11 protein-coding genes are annotated in these 16344 nt (G+C 70.9%); all 11 read left to right on the top strand.

Annotated elements, in window-relative coordinates:
* Positions 1-78: 78 nt before the first annotated feature.
* The 11 genes from ACIOTO_RS18790 to ACIOTO_RS18740 all read left to right on the top strand — a co-directional run bounded on the left by ACIOTO_RS18790 (position 79) and on the right by ACIOTO_RS18740 (position 16234).
* The gene (locus ACIOTO_RS18790; protein WP_400859001.1) at positions 79-1467 is read left to right on the top strand and encodes a serine hydrolase domain-containing protein; all 1389 of its coding nucleotides are present in this window, start codon (positions 79-81) and stop codon (positions 1465-1467) included.
* Positions 1464-2342, top strand: coding sequence for a serine hydrolase (locus ACIOTO_RS18785; protein ID WP_400859000.1), 879 nt, complete (start codon positions 1464-1466; stop codon positions 2340-2342). Before ACIOTO_RS18790 ends, ACIOTO_RS18785 begins: the two co-directional genes overlap by 4 nt.
* A 54-nt stretch (positions 2343-2396) precedes the next feature.
* Entirely contained in the window at positions 2397-3992 is a 1596-nt protein-coding gene (locus tag ACIOTO_RS18780; protein WP_400858998.1) for an ABC transporter substrate-binding protein, read from the top strand.
* Positions 3993-4025: 33 nt separating this feature from the next.
* Entirely contained in the window at positions 4026-5024 is a 999-nt protein-coding gene (locus ACIOTO_RS18775; RefSeq protein ID WP_105710927.1) for an ABC transporter permease, read from the top strand.
* Entirely contained in the window at positions 5021-6964 is a 1944-nt protein-coding gene (locus tag ACIOTO_RS18770; protein ID WP_400858995.1) for a dipeptide/oligopeptide/nickel ABC transporter permease/ATP-binding protein, read from the top strand. The genes ACIOTO_RS18775 and ACIOTO_RS18770 overlap by 4 nt, the downstream gene beginning before the upstream one ends.
* A complete protein-coding gene (locus tag ACIOTO_RS18765) occupies positions 6961-8004 on the top strand; it encodes an ABC transporter ATP-binding protein (RefSeq protein ID WP_372469366.1) in 1044 nt (347 codons plus the stop codon). The genes ACIOTO_RS18770 and ACIOTO_RS18765 overlap by 4 nt, the downstream gene beginning before the upstream one ends.
* A 19-nt stretch (positions 8005-8023) precedes the next feature.
* Positions 8024-11356, top strand: a complete 3333-nt coding sequence (locus ACIOTO_RS18760; RefSeq protein ID WP_400858993.1) for a serine hydrolase — start codon at positions 8024-8026, stop codon at positions 11354-11356.
* Positions 11356-12459: a M20 family metallopeptidase gene (locus tag ACIOTO_RS18755; RefSeq protein ID WP_400858991.1), complete on the top strand. Its 1104-nt coding sequence runs from the start codon at positions 11356-11358 to the stop codon at positions 12457-12459. Before ACIOTO_RS18760 ends, ACIOTO_RS18755 begins: the two co-directional genes overlap by 1 nt.
* A complete protein-coding gene (locus tag ACIOTO_RS18750) occupies positions 12456-13328 on the top strand; it encodes a GNAT family N-acetyltransferase (protein ID WP_197021056.1) in 873 nt (290 codons plus the stop codon). The genes ACIOTO_RS18755 and ACIOTO_RS18750 overlap by 4 nt, the downstream gene beginning before the upstream one ends.
* Positions 13325-14431 (top strand): o-succinylbenzoate synthase, encoded by a 1107-nt coding sequence (menC, locus tag ACIOTO_RS18745; RefSeq protein ID WP_400858989.1) that lies wholly within the window; start codon positions 13325-13327, stop codon positions 14429-14431. The genes ACIOTO_RS18750 and menC overlap by 4 nt, the downstream gene beginning before the upstream one ends.
* A gap of 114 nt (positions 14432-14545) precedes the next feature.
* The gene (locus tag ACIOTO_RS18740; RefSeq protein WP_400858987.1) at positions 14546-16234 is read left to right on the top strand and encodes a PucR family transcriptional regulator; all 1689 of its coding nucleotides are present in this window, start codon (positions 14546-14548) and stop codon (positions 16232-16234) included.
* Positions 16235-16344 lie beyond the last annotated feature (110 nt).

Genomic DNA, 16344 nt, shown 5'->3' with positions numbered 1-16344 from the left:
CCGGCGGAGCACGCGAATAGTCTCGGCCCATCGCCGTCGCCTCGAATGCGACGACCCACTCGATGTAGAGGAGCGCACGTGTCCGACCTGAACGAAATCGGCAGCTGGGTGCGGGAGAACCTTCCCGCGATGCTGGCCGACGCGCACATCCCCGCGGCATCCGTCGCGATCCTGGCCGACGGTGAGATCTTCACCACCGCCGCAGGAATCCTGAACCGCAACACCGGTGTGGAAGCCGACGTGGACTCGGTCTTCCAGATCGGCTCGATCACCAAGACCTGGACGGCGACGCTCATCATGCAGCTCGTCGACGAGGGACTGCTCGACATCGACGCCCCGGTACGCGACACCGTGCCCGCCTTCGCGATCGGCGACGATGCGGCGGCGAGCACGATCACGGCCCGGCAGCTGCTGAGCCACGTGAGCGGCTTCGAGGGCGATCTCTTCAACGACACCGGGGTCGGCGACGACGCCGTGGAGAAGTACCTCGCGACGATCGCCGACGCCCCGCAGCTCTTCACCCCCGGCGAGCGCTTCTCGTACAACAACGCCGCCTTCGTGGTGCTCGGCCGCATGGTCGAGGTCCTGCGCGGCACGTCGTACGACCAGGCGCTGCGCACGCACCTCGCCGGTCCGCTGGGCCTGACGCACGTGGCCACCACGGCCTCCGAGGCGATCATGTTCCGCGCCGCGCTCGGGCACATCCCGGCCGAGGGCAGCGACGAGCCGGCGGCGGCCCCCGTGTGGAATCTGGTGCGCTCGAACGCGCCCGCCGGGTCGATGCTTGCCATGACCGCGCATGATCTGGTGAGCTACGCGCGCATGCACCTGGACGGCGGCGTCGCTCCCGATGGGACGCGCATCCTGTCCGAGGAGAGCGTCCGCGCGATGCAGGAGCGTCAGGTCGAGCTCCCCGAGCTCGGCCTGATGGGCGACGCCTGGGGCCTGGGCTGGGAGATCTTCGACTGGGAGGGCGGACCCGTGATCGGCCACGACGGCGGCACGATCGGACAGAACGCGTTCCTGCGGATGGTTCCCTCCGCAGGGGTCGCCGTGGCGGTCCTCACGAACGGCGGGCAGACGGTCGACGCCTACCACGCCATCACCTCCCGGGTGCTCGCGGTGCTGGCCGGGGTCACGATGCCCGCGCTGCCCACGATCCCGGAGACGCCGGTCGAGGTCGACGTGGACCGCATCCTCGGCACGTATTCGTCGTCGGTCTCGGACTCGACCGTGCGACTCGACGACGACGGCCGCATCTGGCTCGAGCGCACCATGAAGGGGATCTTCGCCGAGCTGGGCCCGGCACCGGAGCCGGTCGAACTCGTCGGCTGGACGACCGACACGCTGCTCCCCCGCAAGCAGGAGCGCGGGATGCGCATGCCGCACGCCTTCGTCGGCGACGACGGCACCGGACGTGCGCTGTACCTGCACACCGGACGAGCCGACCGCCGGGTCGACGCATGACCACCACGGCGGCGCTCTTCACGGAGGCCGGCGCGACCGGGTTCCTGCACGCGCGGGAGATCGGCGAAGAGGGCGGGCCCGAGGTGAGCGTCGACGCCGACGAGCCCGTGGTGCTCGCCTCGGTGTTCAAGATCCTCGTGCTCACGGCCTACGTGCGCGCAGTTGCCGCCGGGGAACTCGACCCGACCGAGCGGACCACCGTGACGGCGCGCTACCGCATCGGCGGCGTGGGCACCGCCGGGTTCTCGGACGACGTCGAGGCCAGTTGGCGCGACCTCGCGCAGAACATGATGACCATGAGCGACAACGCCGCCACCGACGTCGTGTACCACCGGCTCGGGAGTGATGCCGTGAACCGGGTCATCAGCGACCTGGGGCTGCGGCAGACGCGGCTCGTGGGGTGCTGCGAAGACCTGTTCGCCTCGGTCGTCTCCGATCTCGGCGGCACACCCGACAGCGACCTCGACGAGCTGTTCGAGGGGGCGAGCGCCGAACAGATCCTCGCACTCGACGCGGTGCATCCAGCCAAGACCTCGCACTCCACCCCGCGGGATGTCACGACACTGCTCAACGCGCTGTGGACCGACACCGCGGCGACGGCCGAGGCGTGCCGTCAGGCCAGGGACATCATGGCGCAGCAGATCTGGCCGCACCGGCTGAGCTCCGGCTTCCCCCCGGGTGTCCGTATCGCGGCGAAGACCGGCACGCTGCCCACCTGGCGCAACGAGGCCGGCGTGGTGACCTATCCCGACGGCCGGCAGCACGCAGTGGCCGTCTTCACCCGCGCCGCATCCCTCGCCGACAGGCAGCCTCTGGTGGACGCCTCGATCGGCCGCGCTGGCTTCGCCGCCGTCGAGCACCTGCGCGCCCTCTGACCTGATTCCTGCACCATCCACCTGCACCATCCCGAACACTGCTGGAGGCTTCTGATGCGTTCTCGTACCCCGCTGATCGCGCTGCTGGGCGTTGCGGCGCTCGCCCTGACATCCTGTGCCGCGAGCGCCCCTCCCGAAGGAGGAGACACCCCCGACGGCGTCCTCGCCGACGGCAAGACCTTCACCGCGGCCGTCGCCACCGACCCGGGCACGCTCGACCCGTTCACGACCGTCATCGGCACGGCCCGACAGATCGATCGCTACCTGTACGGTCGCCTCGTCGAGGTGCAGAACGACGGGACGATCCTGTCCGGACTCGCCTCCGAATGGGAAGCCGGGACGGAGCAGGCGACCTTCACGCTGCGTGACGACATCACCTGCCAGGACGGCTCACCGCTCACGGCGTCCGCCGTCGCCGCGAACATCTCCTTCATCGGCGATCCGGCGAACGGCTCCCCCCTCGCCGGCGTGCAGGTGCAGCCGGGAACCACCGCGACCGGAGACGACGCCAGCGGCATCGTCACCGTCACGAGCGGACGGCCCGATGCCTTCCTCGTGGAGAACGTCGGAAGCATCTCGATCGTGTGCGGCAACGTCGTCGACGACGCCGACGCCCGCGCCGCCGGCGAAGGCGCGACCGGGATGTTCACGCTCACCGAGGTCGTGCCGAACAGCCAGTACACCCTGACCCGTCGCGACGACTTCACCTGGGGGCCCGGCGACTGGGATCCGAAGCAGCCGGGCATTCCCGACACGGTCGTCTACCGCGTCATCCCGAACGAGACGACCGCGGCGAACCTCGTGCTCTCCGGCGAGGTCAACACGGCACTCGTGATCGGCCCGGATCGCCAGCGGCTCCAGGACGCCGGGCTGTTCGTCTCCGAGCTGCCGCTGGCGGCGGGACAGCTGTTCTTCAACCAGGCGGACGGCCACCCCGGCTCCGATCAGGCCGTGCGTGAGGCCCTCACGGAAGCACTCGACCTCGCCCAGCTCCGCCAGGTCCTCACGAGCGGGCAGGGCACTGCGGCGAAGAGCCTCGTCACGATCGCTCCGAACCCCTGCCAGGCCGATGTCGTCGGCGATCTGCTCCCCGCCTTCGACGAGAAGAAGGCCGCCGCGGGCCTCGATGCCGCCGGATGGAAGGCCGGCTCCGACGGCATCCGTGAGAAGGACGGGACGGCGATGACGATCACTCTCCTCACTCCCACGACGCTCGGCGACGGCGGCAGCGCCGCGGCGGAGCTCATGCAGGCATCGTGGAAGAAGCTCGGTGTCGACGTGACGATCAAGACCGTCGATGCGCCCACCCTGAGCGAGACCCTCTTCGCCTCCGGCGACTGGGACGTCTCCGCTGCTCCGCTGGGCGTCTCGCTGCCGAGCATGCTGGTGCCGTTCTACTCCGGACCGACCCCGCCCGACGGCACGAACTTCGCGTCGGTGGCGGACGACGCCTACACGGCCGCCGTCACGGCCGCCTCGTCGAAGCCGGGCGCCGAAGGATGCGCGGACTGGGGCGACGCCGAGAAGGCCCTGTACACGTCGGTGTCGGTCGTCCCGTACGCGAACAACGTGCTGACGACGTTCGGCAACAAGGTGACCTTCACCGAGGGCGACGGCATCGACCCCGCCTCGATCCGCATGTACGAGTAAGCACGCAGAGAACAACCGAGCCGGAGGCAGCCGATGGCCAGCACCACCGCCACGCACGCGATACTGATCAGATCCGCACGGTCGGACAACCCCTGGGTGTCCTTCCTGGTCCGTCGCGGAGGGCAGTTCGTCCTGTCGGTGTGGGTGCTGGTCACGGCCGCCTTCTTCATGATCCACCTGGTGCCGGGTGATCCGGTGCGCGCGGCGCTCGGACTGAACGCCCCGGCCGAGCTCGTCGAGTCCCGTCGCGCGGCGCTCGGGCTCGACCAGCCCCTGCTCGTGCAGTACTTCCAGTACATCGGAGGGCTGTTCACCGGCGACATGGGCTCGTCCATGATCACCGGGCAGCCGGTCGCCGAGATCATCTCCACGCGGCTGCCCGCGACCCTGCAGCTCGCCCTCCTCGCCGTCGTGCTGGTGCTGCTGGTGTCCGTCCCGCTCGGGGTGACGATGGCCGTCGCGACCCGCGGTGGCCGGCGTCGCGGCCTCGAGCTGGCCTTCGCGACCGGATCCGTCATCCTCGCCGCGATCCCCGAGTTCCTCCTCGCCGTCGGACTCGTCTACTTCTTCGCGGTCTCGCTCGGCTGGTTCCCCGTCGCCGGTAACACCGCCCCGTTCTCGCTGGTGCTCCCCGTGATCGCCCTCGCCGTCGCCCCGACCGCAGTGTTCTCGCGCATCATCCGGGTCGAGGTGCTGTCCGTCCTCAACCAGGACTTCATCCGCACCGCCCGGGCCAAGCGGCTCGCGCCGCACCGGATCTACTCGCGCCACGCACTGCCGAACGCCATGACCGCGACCCTCACCCTCACCGGCCTGCTCCTGACGGGCATGGTCGCCGGCACCGTGCTGGTCGAGAACGTGTTCGCCTGGCCGGGCCTGGGCACGATGATCGTGCAGTCGATCCTCACCAAGGACTACTCGGTCGTGCAGGGCATCGTCCTCGTCTACGGGATCGGGGTGCTCATCGTGAACCTGGTGGTCGACGTGGTCCTCGCCCTCCTCGACCCTCGATCCACCATCCGGGAGGCATGATGTCGGCACGTACGGCATGGTCGGGCATCGTCCGCTCACCACTGGGGATCACCGCTCTCGCGCTCGTCCTCCTCGTCACGCTCACCGCGATCTTCGCGCCGATCGTCTGGGGCGCGCAGGCCGAGCAGGTGAACCCGACCGAGATCACCCAGGGACCGAGCGCCGCACACCTGCTGGGCACCGACACGCTCGGCCGCGACGTGCTCGCCCGCGTGCTGGTGGCGACCCGGCTCTCGGTGGTGCTCGCCGTGATCGCCGTGATGATCGGCGTCGTCGCCGGCACCTTGCTCGGCACCGCACCCTCGGTGCTCCCCCGCTGGCTCGGACGCCCGATCGTCGGCTTCGTGAACATCGCGGTCGCCTTCCCCGGACTCCTGCTCGCGCTGTTCTTCGCGGTCATCTTCGGGGTCGGATCCACCGGCGCCGTCCTCGCGATCGGGTTCGCGATGGCGCCGCAGTTCGCGCGGCTCACCCAGACGCTGTCCGCGGCGATCGCCGGACGCGACTTCATCGACGCCGCTCGGGTGGCCGGCGTCTCGCGGTTCCGCATCCTGATCCGTCACATCCTGCCGAACATCGGCGAACCGCTCATCGTGAACGCCACCGTCTCCGCGGGATCGGCACTGCTCGCCTTCGCCGGACTCTCCTTCCTCGGCCTGGGCGTGCAGGTCCCCGAGTACGACTGGGGCCGGCTGCTGGGCGAGGGCCTGAACCGGATCTACCTCAACCCGGCGGCCGCGCTCGGACCCGCCGTGGCTGTGGTGATCGCCGGACTCGCGTTCAACCTCCTCGGCGAGACCGCAGCCGCAGCGCTCGGCGGACGCTCCGCGCGACGCCGCCACCGCCTCCCCGCGATCGTGCGTCCGCGAGCCGCTCAGCCCGCGCCGGTCGACGGCGAGGAACCGGTACTCCTCGTCGACGACCTGCGCGTCTCCTTCCCGACCCCGAGGGGATGGGTCACCCCCGTGCGCGGCGTCTCGTTCACGGTCGCGCGTGGCGAGGCCATCGGCGTGGTCGGCGAATCGGGCTCCGGCAAGAGCCTCACCGCCCTGGCCGCCGCCCGGCTCATCGAACGCCCGGGTCACGTCGACGCCGCGCGACTGGACTTCTGCGGCACCCCGCTGCTGACGACGTCCGACCGCGCGGTGCGGAGCCTCCTCGGCACCTCGCTCGCGATGGTCTTCCAGGACCCGATGACCTCGTTCAACCCGACGAGGCGGATCGGCTCGCAGCTCGCCGAGGCCGCGTCCGAGCACCAGGACATCACTCGGAAGCAGGCGATGGATCGGGCGATCGAGCGTCTGCAGTCGGTGCGGGTGCCCGCCGCGGCACGACGCGCCCACCAGTACCCGCACGAGTTCTCCGGCGGCATGCGGCAGCGGGCGATGATCGCCATGGGGCTCATGAACCATCCGCGCCTGATCATCGCGGACGAGCCGACCACCGCGCTCGATGTGACCGTGCAGCGACAGGTGCTGCAGCTGCTGGCCGGCGTGCGCCGCGACACCGACGCCGCGATCCTGCTGATCAGCCACGACATCGCGGTCGTCGCGCAGACCTGCGACCGCGTGCTGGTGATGTACGCGGGACGGATCGTCGAGGACCTGCCCGCAGCGAACCTGCACACCGACGCCCGGCACCCGTACACCCGCGCCCTGCTCGAGGTCGTGCCCGAGCTCGACGCCGACCGCGACGAGCCCCTCAAAGTGATCCCCGGCCGTCCGCCGGCACCGGGCGCCCTCCCCACCGGATGCGCGTTCGCCGCCCGCTGTCCCCTCGCCACCGACCTCTGCCGGGAGAGCGACCCCGAGCTCCTGGCCGATGAGGCCGGGCATCGGGTCGCCTGCTGGCATCCGGTCACCGGAGAGGCGGAGGTCGCTGTGGCGGTGGCCACGACGGCGGACGAGGCCGCCGCCGATGACGAGAGGGTCCTGCGATGAGCGAGCTGCGTTTCGACCGGGTCAGCGTGCGCTACGGCTCGCACCGCTCCGGCCTCACCGCCGTCGACGATGTGTCCCTGACCGTCCCGTCCGGGTCGGTCGTCGGGCTCGTGGGTGAGTCGGGTTCGGGCAAGTCCACGCTCGCCCGCGCGGCGATCGGCCTCGCGCCGATCAGCGAGGGCGCCATCACGCTGGACGGAGTGGACGTGCGCGGCTTGCGCCGCCGTCGCCCCATCCAGATGGTGTTCCAGGATCCGTTCTCCTCGCTCGATCCGCGCATGACCATCGGCGAATCGATCGCCGAGGCCCTCCCCCGCGACATCCGCGGAAGCAGGGCCCGCCGTGCCGAGGTCGCACGACTGCTCGACCTCGTGAACCTCGACGCCGACCGCGCACAGTCGCTCCCGGCCGCCCTCTCCGGCGGGCAGCGCCAGCGCATCGCCCTGGCCCGCGCTCTCGCCGCCCGCCCCGAGGTCGTGATCGCCGACGAGATCACCTCCGCGCTCGACGTCTCCGTGCAGGGCTCGGTGCTCAACCTCGTGCGCGACCTGCGCGTGGAGCTCGACCTGACGATGCTCTTCATCTCGCACAACCTCTCCGTCGTCCGATACCTGAGCGATCACATCGCGGTCATGTACCTCGGCCGGATCGTGGAGGTCGGGCCGACCGAGCAGGTGCTGGCCGACCCGCAGCACCCGTACACGCGGGATCTGCTCCAGGCGGCACCCACCCGGCACGGGAACCTGCTGGCCGTCGATCCGCTCGCCCCCGTCGATGTGGAGCCCGCCGACCCGCACGCCCCGCCCGGCGGCTGCCGCTTCCACCCGCGGTGCCCGATCGGTCCCGCGGCGCGCCCCGATCGGCAGATCTGCGTGATCGCGGAACCGCAGCGGCCCACGGGCACGGTGGGCGCGGCCTGCCACTTCGCGGGGCTGCCGACGGATGCGCCGATCGGAACTGTGCCCATCTCCCAAAGCAGCCCCCTGGTTTCGGCCGCGACCACAACACCGACCCCGCTCTCTGCGGACACAGTGAACTGACCATCCGATTGGAGCTCCCATGAACCGTGTCACCGTCGACGACCTGCTCGCCGTCCGCACCCCCGAGCAACCGGCACTGTCACCGGACGGCACCCGCATCGCCTTCGTGCTGCGGACGACCGACCGCGACGGCGACCGGGACACGCGCGCCCTGTGGCAGGTGCCGACCACCGGCGGCGATCCGGCCCCGCTCACGCACGCGACGGCCGACTCGACCCCGGTCTGGAGCCCCGACGGGTCACAGCTCGCGTTCCTGCGCGCGCAGGACGGCCCGGCGCAGCTCTGGCTGCTCCCGGCCGCCGGCGGCGAAGCACGCGGACTCACGACGCTCCCGCTCGGCGCCGGCGCTCCGGCCTGGAGCCCCGACGGCACGCGCATCGCGTTCACCGCCCCAGTCGACGGCGCGGCGCTTCCCGACGAGACCACGGAGACCATCCTCGCCCGACGCTCGGCGCCGGCCTCGACCGACCGGCTGGGCTACAAGGCTGATGGTGCGGGCACCCTGGGCACGCTCGTGCAACAGCTGCATGTGCTCGACGTCGACTCTGGCAAGGTGACGGTCCTCACCCGCGGCCGCTCCCACGCCTCCGACCCGTTCTGGTCGCCCGACGGCACACTCCTCGCGTACTCGGCGAGCGTCGAGGACGATGCCGATCTGACGATGCGGATCCCGGTGTTCGTGCGCTCCGCCACCGACCCGAACAGCGCGGCCGTGCAGGTCAGCGCCGCCGATGTGCAGGCGACGGCCGTGGGATGGACCCCGGACGGCCGCCATGTCGTCGCCGCCGGACGCACCGACACCGAGGTCGGCAACGCAGACCTCCTGCTGTTCCCGGTCGACGGCGGCGAACCGCAGAACATCACGCGCAGTCTCGACCGCAACGTGATGCCGGGTGGTCCCGGCTACCCGGGCGGCATGCCGCAGTTCACGGACGGCGGGGACCTCGTGTTCTGCCTCCGTGACAACGGCTACTCGCACGTGTACCGCGTCGCCCCGGACGGTTCGGGGGCCACTGCCCTCGTGGACGGTACCGCGAACGTGTCAGGACTCTCGGTGGCGGCATCCTCCGCGGCGATCACGCTCGCGACGCCGGAATCCTTCGGCGACATCGCAGTGCTGGACCTCACGGATGGATCCACGCGTGTCCTCACCGACTACGGCACACCCGCATTCGATCTCCTCCCGGCGGAGGAGCGCCGTTTCACGATCGCCGACGGCACCGTCGTCACGGGCTGGTTGCGCCGCGATCCCGATGCTGCCGGCCCGCTCCCCCTCCTGCTCGATGTGCACGGAGGTCCGCACAACGCCTGGAACGGTGCCGCCGACCTCGTCCACCCGTACCACCAGGTGCTCGCGCGCCGCGGCTGGGCGATCCTCACCCTCAACCCCCGCGGCAGCGACGGCTACGGCGACGCGTTCTTCTCCGCGGTCTCCGGTGGGTGGGGCGTCAACGACGCGAACGACTTCCTCGAGCCGATCGACCAGCTCGTCGCCGAGGGCATCGCAGACCCGGCCCGACTAGCCGTGACCGGATACAGCTACGGCGGCTTCATGACCTGTTTCCTCACGTCGCGCGACGACCGCTTCGCGGCGGCCGTGGGCGGAGGCGTGGTCACCGATCTCTTCTCGATGGGCGGCACCTCCGACTTCGGGCACTACCTCTCGGCGAAGGAGAACGGCGGGCTCCCCTGGCGCGATGAGGAGCGCCTCTCCGCGCAGTCCCCGTTCACGCAGGTCGACCGGGTCACCACCCCGACTCTGATCCTGCAGGGTGCGGCCGATGACCGCTGCCCGGTCGGTCAGGCCGAGCAGTGGTTCACGGCGCTGCGCGAGCGCGACGTCCCCACGCGCCTGGTGCTGTATCCCGGTGGCTCGCACCTGTTCGTGCTCTCCGGTCCTCCGTCGCACCGCGCCGACTACTCGCAGCGCGTGATCGACTGGGTCGAGCAGTACGCGCCGCCGGCCGGCACGCCCGTGCGCGCCCGCCTCGACGCCCGTCATTGGCAGCAGCGACTGAGCGCGCTGGCCGCAGCGCACAAGGTGCCCGGCGCGACCCTCGGCATCCTGCGTCTCGGCGAGGAGCCGGTATATGCGCACCACGGCATACTCAACGCGCGCACGGGCATCGAGACCACCGACGACTCCGTGTTCCAGATCGGCTCGATGGGCAAGGTGTGGACGACGACCGCGATCATGCGCCTCGTCGATCAGGGTGTGCTCGACCTCGACGCCCCGGTCGTCTCGTACGTGCCGGAGTTCTCGTCCTCCGACCCGGAGATCACGCGGACAGTGACGCTGCGTCACCTGCTGAATCACACCAGTGGGATCGACGGCGATGTCTTCACCGACACCGGCCGCGGCGACGACACGCTCGAGAAGTACGTCGCGCTCCTGGACGGCGTCGCGCAGAACCATCCGCTCGGCGCGACCATGTCGTACTGCAACTCCGGATTCTCGCTGGCCGGGCGCGTGATCGAGAAGGTCACCGGAACGACCTGGGACCAGGCGATGCGCGACCTCGTGTTCACGCCCCTCGGACTCACCCACTCCTCGACCCTCCCGGAGGAGGCGATCATGTTCCGGGCTGCCAGCGGGCACACCGTGGTCGACGACGACGGCCCGCACCTCGCGCCCGCCTGGATGCTCCCCCGATCGATGGGACCGGCCGGACTCATCAACTCCACCACGGCCGACGTGCTCGCCTTCGCCCGCATGCACCTGGCAGGCGGACTGGCCGCCGATGGGACGCGTGTGCTGTCCGAAGCCGCCGTGGCGCGGATGCAGGAGCGTGAGGTGGACATGCCCGACCCGTACTCGCTCGGCGATGCGTGGGGCGTGGGCTGGATCCTGTTCGACTGGGACGGCCACCGCCTCATCGGGCACGACGGCAACACGATCGGGCAGGCGTCCTTCCTGCGCATCCTCCCCGAGGAGGGGCTCGCGGTGACGCTGCTGACGAACGGGGGCAACACCCACGATCTCTACGTCGAGCTGTTCGGCGAGATCTTCCGCGAGCTGGCGGCGCTGGAGGTGCCGGCCGGCCTCACGCCGCCCGAGGAGCCGTTCACGGATGACTTCTCCGAGTTCGAGGGCGTCTACGACCGCTCGGGCGTGCGCACCGAGATCTTCCGCGACGACGATGGCCTGCGCATGCGCACCACCCTGAACGGACCACTCGCCGCCATGCTCCCCGACCCGGTGCAGGAGCATCCGCTGGTGCCCGTGCGTCGCGGCGAGTTCGTGATGCGTCCCGAGGGCGAGCAGGCCTGGCACGCCGTGGTGTTCTACTCCCTGCCCAGCGGCGAACGCTATCTGCACCACGGCGTCCGCGCGGCGCCGAAGGTGTCGTGATGCCGGTGCAGGCCGGCGTGGACCTCGACCTGGTCCTCGCCGACATCGAGACACTGGTCTCCTGCGAGTCGCCGTCCGATGACCTCGACGCCGTCGCCCGCAGCGCCGATGTCGTCGCCGCCCTCGGCGAGCGCCTGCTGGGCGTCGCGCCGGAGCGCATCGTGATCGACGGACGCTCCCACCTGCGCTGGCGGTTCGGCGAGCCCACGGTGCTGCTCCTCGGTCACCACGACACGGTGTGGCCCCTCGGCTCCCTGCGGCGGCATCCGTTCCGCATCGACGACGGCGTGCTCCGCGGCCCGGGATGCTTCGACATGAAGACCGGTGTCGTGATGGCCCTCCACGCCGTCGCCGCGCTGCCGGACCGCACCGGCGTCAGCATCCTGATCACGGGCGACGAGGAGCTCGGTTCGCCGAGCTCGCGCGCCCTGATCGAGCAGGAGGCGCTCGGCTGCGCGGCGGCGCTCGTGCTCGAAGCTTCGGCCGACGGCGGCGCCGTGAAGATCGCCCGCAAGGGGGTCTCGCTGTATCGGATCCACGTCACCGGTCGGGCGGCTCATGCCGGATTGGAACCGGAGCGCGGCGTGAACGCGGCGGTGGAGGCCGCGCACCTCCTCCTCGCGGTCGCCGAGCTCGGTGCCGCGGCGGCGGGGACCAGCGTCACACCCACGCTCCTGCGTGCCGGCAGCACCACGAACACGGTGCCCGCCGATGCGGAGTTCGCGGTCGACGTGCGGGTGCGCACGGTCGCGGAGCAGGACCGGGTGGATGCGGCGCTCCGCGCCCTCCCTGCCACGCTTCCCGGCGCCACGGTGCGCGTGGAGGGCGGCCCCAACCGTCGACCGATGGAACCCGAGGTCTCTGCGGACCTGTTCCGCGCCGCGGTGGCGATCGCCCAGGAGGCCGGTCTGACGCCGTTCGAGGGCGTTGCGGTGGGTGGAGCGTCCGACGGCAACTTCACCGCGGCGCTGGGGGTTCCGACCCTCGACGGCCTCGGCGCGGTGGGCGGCGGAGCCCACGCCGACGATGAGCACGTGATCGTGGCGATGATCCCGGAACGCATCCGGCTGCTGCAGGGTCTGATCTCCGGAGCGCGGGCATGAGCATGACGGATGCCGCAGCTTTCCGCGCCTCGCCGGAGGAGGCCGCCGACGCGGCGAGCGCCGCCGCGTCGAGGGCGGGGGTGGAGATCCGGCTGCTCGAGGATGTGGGGGACTTCGCCCGGGTGGCGGAGCTGTTCCAGAGCATCTGGACCAAGCAGGGCGAGACCTCGCCGGTCAACGTCGAGACGCTGCGCGCCCTGTCGAAGGCCGGCAGCTACGTGGGCGGCGCGTTCGAGCACGACGAGCTCGTCGGCGCCTGCTTCGGCTTCTTCGCGGCCCCGGATCAGCGCGCCCTGCACAGCCACATCGCCGGGGTCTCGGCACGGATGCGCGGTCGCAGCGTCGGCTTCGCGCTCAAGGTGCATCAGCGCGCCTGGGCGCTCGAGGAGGGCCTCGACGAGATCTCCTGGACGTTCGATCCGCTGATCAGCCGCAACGCCCACTTCAATCTCGTGAAGCTCGCCGCGACGCCGACGTCGTACCACCGCAACTTCTACGGGCACATGGCCGATGCGCTCAACGGCGCCGATGACACCGACCGGATGCTGGTGACCTGGTACGTGCGCGACCCGCGCGTCGTCGCCGCCTGTCACGGGGAGCCGTCCGGCTCGGGAGACGTCGCCGACGCCGAGCCACTGCTCAGCGTGGGCGAAGACCTCGGGCCGCTCCGGCATCGCACCGACGCCAGGCTCGTCCGCGTGGCGCTGCCGCGCGACATCGAGACGCTGCGCCTTTCCGAGCCCGCCCGCGCGACCGCGTGGCGTCTGGCGCTGCGGGAGACGCTCGGATCTGCGCTGGAGGGCGGAGGGCGCGTGCTCTCGTTCGATCGCTCCGGCGCGTACACCATCGACAGAGGAGAACAGGGATGAAGCTCACCGGATTCGAGCTGCGTGTGATCGAGATGCCGCTGGTGTCACCGTTCCGCACGTCGTTCGGGGTGCAGACCGCGCGCGAGGCGCTGATCGTGCGGGCCGTCACAGACGAGGCCGAGGGCTGGGGCGAGGGCGTCGCGATGAACGACCCGCTGTACTCCTCCGAGTACGTCGAGGCGAGCGTCGACGTGATCACCCGCTTTCTGCTGCCGGCGCTCGCGCAGGTGAAGGACCTGCATGCGGGCGGCGTCGCTCCGGCTCTCGCGAAGTTCAAAGGGCACCGGATGTCGAAGGCCGCCGTCGAACTGGCGATCCTCGACGCCGAGCTGCGGGCCACGGGTGTGCCGCTGTCGCGCGAGCTGGGCGCCGTGCGCGACCGGGTCGACTGCGGCGTCTCCGTCGGCATCATGGACTCGATCCCCGAGCTCCTCGACGCCGTCGACGGCTACCTCGACGAGGGCTACGTGCGCATCAAGCTCAAGATCGAGCCGGGGTGGGACATCGATCCCGTCCGTGCCGTGCGCGAGCGGTTCGGCGACGACGTACTGCTGCAGGTCGACGCGAACACCGCCTACCACCGGGGCGACGCCCGGCACCTCGCCAAGCTCGACCCGTTCGACCTGCTCCTGATCGAGCAGCCCCTCGACGAGGAGGATCTGCTCGGGCACGCGCAGCTCGCGAAGGCCATCACCACGCCCGTCTGTCTCGACGAGTCGATCATCTCGGCCCGTGCCGCCGCCGACGCCATCGCGCTGGGTGCCTGTTCGATCGTGAACATCAAGCCCGGTCGCGTCGGCGGCTACCTCGAGGCCCGTCGCATCCACGACGTGTGCGTGGCGAACGACATCCCGGTGTGGTGCGGCGGGATGCTGGAGACGGGGATCGGCCGGGCGGCGAACGTCGCTCTCGCGGCTCTCCCGGGCTTCACCCTGCCCGGCGACACCTCGGGCTCCGGTCGCTACTACTCCCGCGACATCACCGAGCCGTTCGTCGTGGAGGACGGCACGCTGACGGTCCCGACCGGACCGGGCATCGGCGTGACGCCGGATGCCGATGCGCTGGATGCCGTGACGGTGCGCACGGAGTGGATCACCTTCTGAGCTGATGCGACGGGGCACGACGAGCCTGTCGAGATCGACCAACTGTCGATACGATTTCGTCGTGCCCCACAGCTCCGCGACCGGTGGTCGCCCCCTAGCCTGGGCCCTGTGCTCATGTCCGTGACGACAAAGCCCCGCGCCAGCCTCGGCCGGGTCATCGAAGACCTCGGCAACACCCTGCTCGAGGTGGTGAGCGGTGCGGTCGACGATGACACCGAGATCGAGACGGTCGTCATCCACGATGTCCTCGACGACGCGATGCCGATGCGCCGCGCGCTCGTCCTCGGCGTCGGCCTGAGCGATCCGGACGAGATCGCGGAGCTCCTCCGGGTCCTCGCCACACAGCAGGCCTCCGCCCTGGTCCTGCGTGCGCCCGTGCGTTCGGAGCAGCCGGTGCGCGAAGCATCCGAGGCGACCGGTATCCCCGTCCTCGCACTGACCCGCGGCGCGTCGTGGGCGCAGCTGGCGGCGATGCTGCGGTCCTTGATCGCCGAGGGTGACGTGGGCGATCAGGGAGCCACGACACTCGGCGGGATGCCCTCCGGTGACCTGTTCGCCCTCGCCAACGCCATCGCGACCCTGCTGAACGCCCCCGTGACGATCGAGGATCGCAACTCCCGGGTCGTCGCCTTCTCGGGCCGCCAGCACGAAGCCGACCCCGCCCGCATCGAGACGGTGCTCGGACGGCAGGTGCCCGAACGGTTCGCACGGCAGCTGGAGGAGCGCGGCGTCTTCCAGGAGCTCTACCGCAGCGTGGACCCGATCGACGTCGGCCCCGTGAACAACACCGAAGGACTCCCCTCGTTCCCGCGCGTGGCACTCGCGGTGCGCGCGGGCGACGAGATCCTCGGCTCGATCTGGGCCGCGGTCCAGGAACCTCTGTCCCCCGATCGTGTGCGCGCGCTGAAGGACTCCGCCGGCCTGGTGGCCCTGCACATGCTGCGGCTGCGGGCCGGTGCCGATGTCGAGCGTCGGCTGCGGGCCGACCTGCTCGCCACGATCCTCGAAGGCGGTCCGGGGGCCGCGGATGCCACCGCCCGGCTGCGTCTCAGCGATCATCGATGCGTCGTGCTGGCGCTGTCGGCAGCGGAGGAGAGCGACGACGAACCCTCCGCCGGCGCCCGCGGGGTGGCCGAGCGGCAGCGCATCGCCGATGCCTTCGCCGTGCACCTGGGCGCCGTCTACCTCCGCTCGGCTGTCGCCGTGATCGGCAACGTCGTGTACGCGGTCGTCGGCATCCGCCCGGAACAGGGTGATGCGGAGACCGGGGCGGAGCACCGCGATGCGGACAGCCGCGCGGCCCGCGTCGCGACCGACTTCCTCGGGCGGCTCGGGGCCACCAGTGAGATCCGCATCGGCGTCGGCACCGTCGCGGAGGACGCGGCGGGCATCCCCGCATCGCGCGCGAACGCCGACCGCGCCCTCCGAGTGGTGCGTCAGACGCCTACGCGCGAGCCCGTCGCCCGGTTCACGACCGTGCAGATGGAAGCCCTGCTGGTCGAGCTCGGAGATCTCGTCCGGTCCCGGGGCGACCAGCCCACCGGCCCCGTCGCGCGGCTCCTGGCGCAGGACCGGGAGAAGGGCACGCATCTGGTGGAGACGCTGCGGGCCTGGCTCGACGCGTTCGGAGATGTGGCGGTGGCTGCGGCCCGCGTGTACACGCACCCCAACACGTTCCGGTATCGGCTGCGCCGGCTGTCGGAGATCAGCGGACTCGATCTGACCGATCCGGACGCACGGTTCTCGGCCATGGTGCAGCTGCGGCTCCTCATCCCCCGCGATGGAGGTCTGATCGACGGCTGAGGCTCGTGGCCGGTCGCCGTCGACACCCGGCGTGTGCGGCTCGTGGCCTTCCGTCGAGTGCGCGTGATGCCCGCTCGTGGCCGGCATCCTGCGTATCTGACAGCCATCAC

The organism is Microbacterium sp. NPDC087592, assembly GCF_044743585.1.
GTDB lineage: Bacteria > Actinomycetota > Actinomycetes > Actinomycetales > Microbacteriaceae > Microbacterium.
Note: the sequence above shows the minus strand (reverse complement) of the source record. Positions and strands in the feature narration are given on the sequence as shown.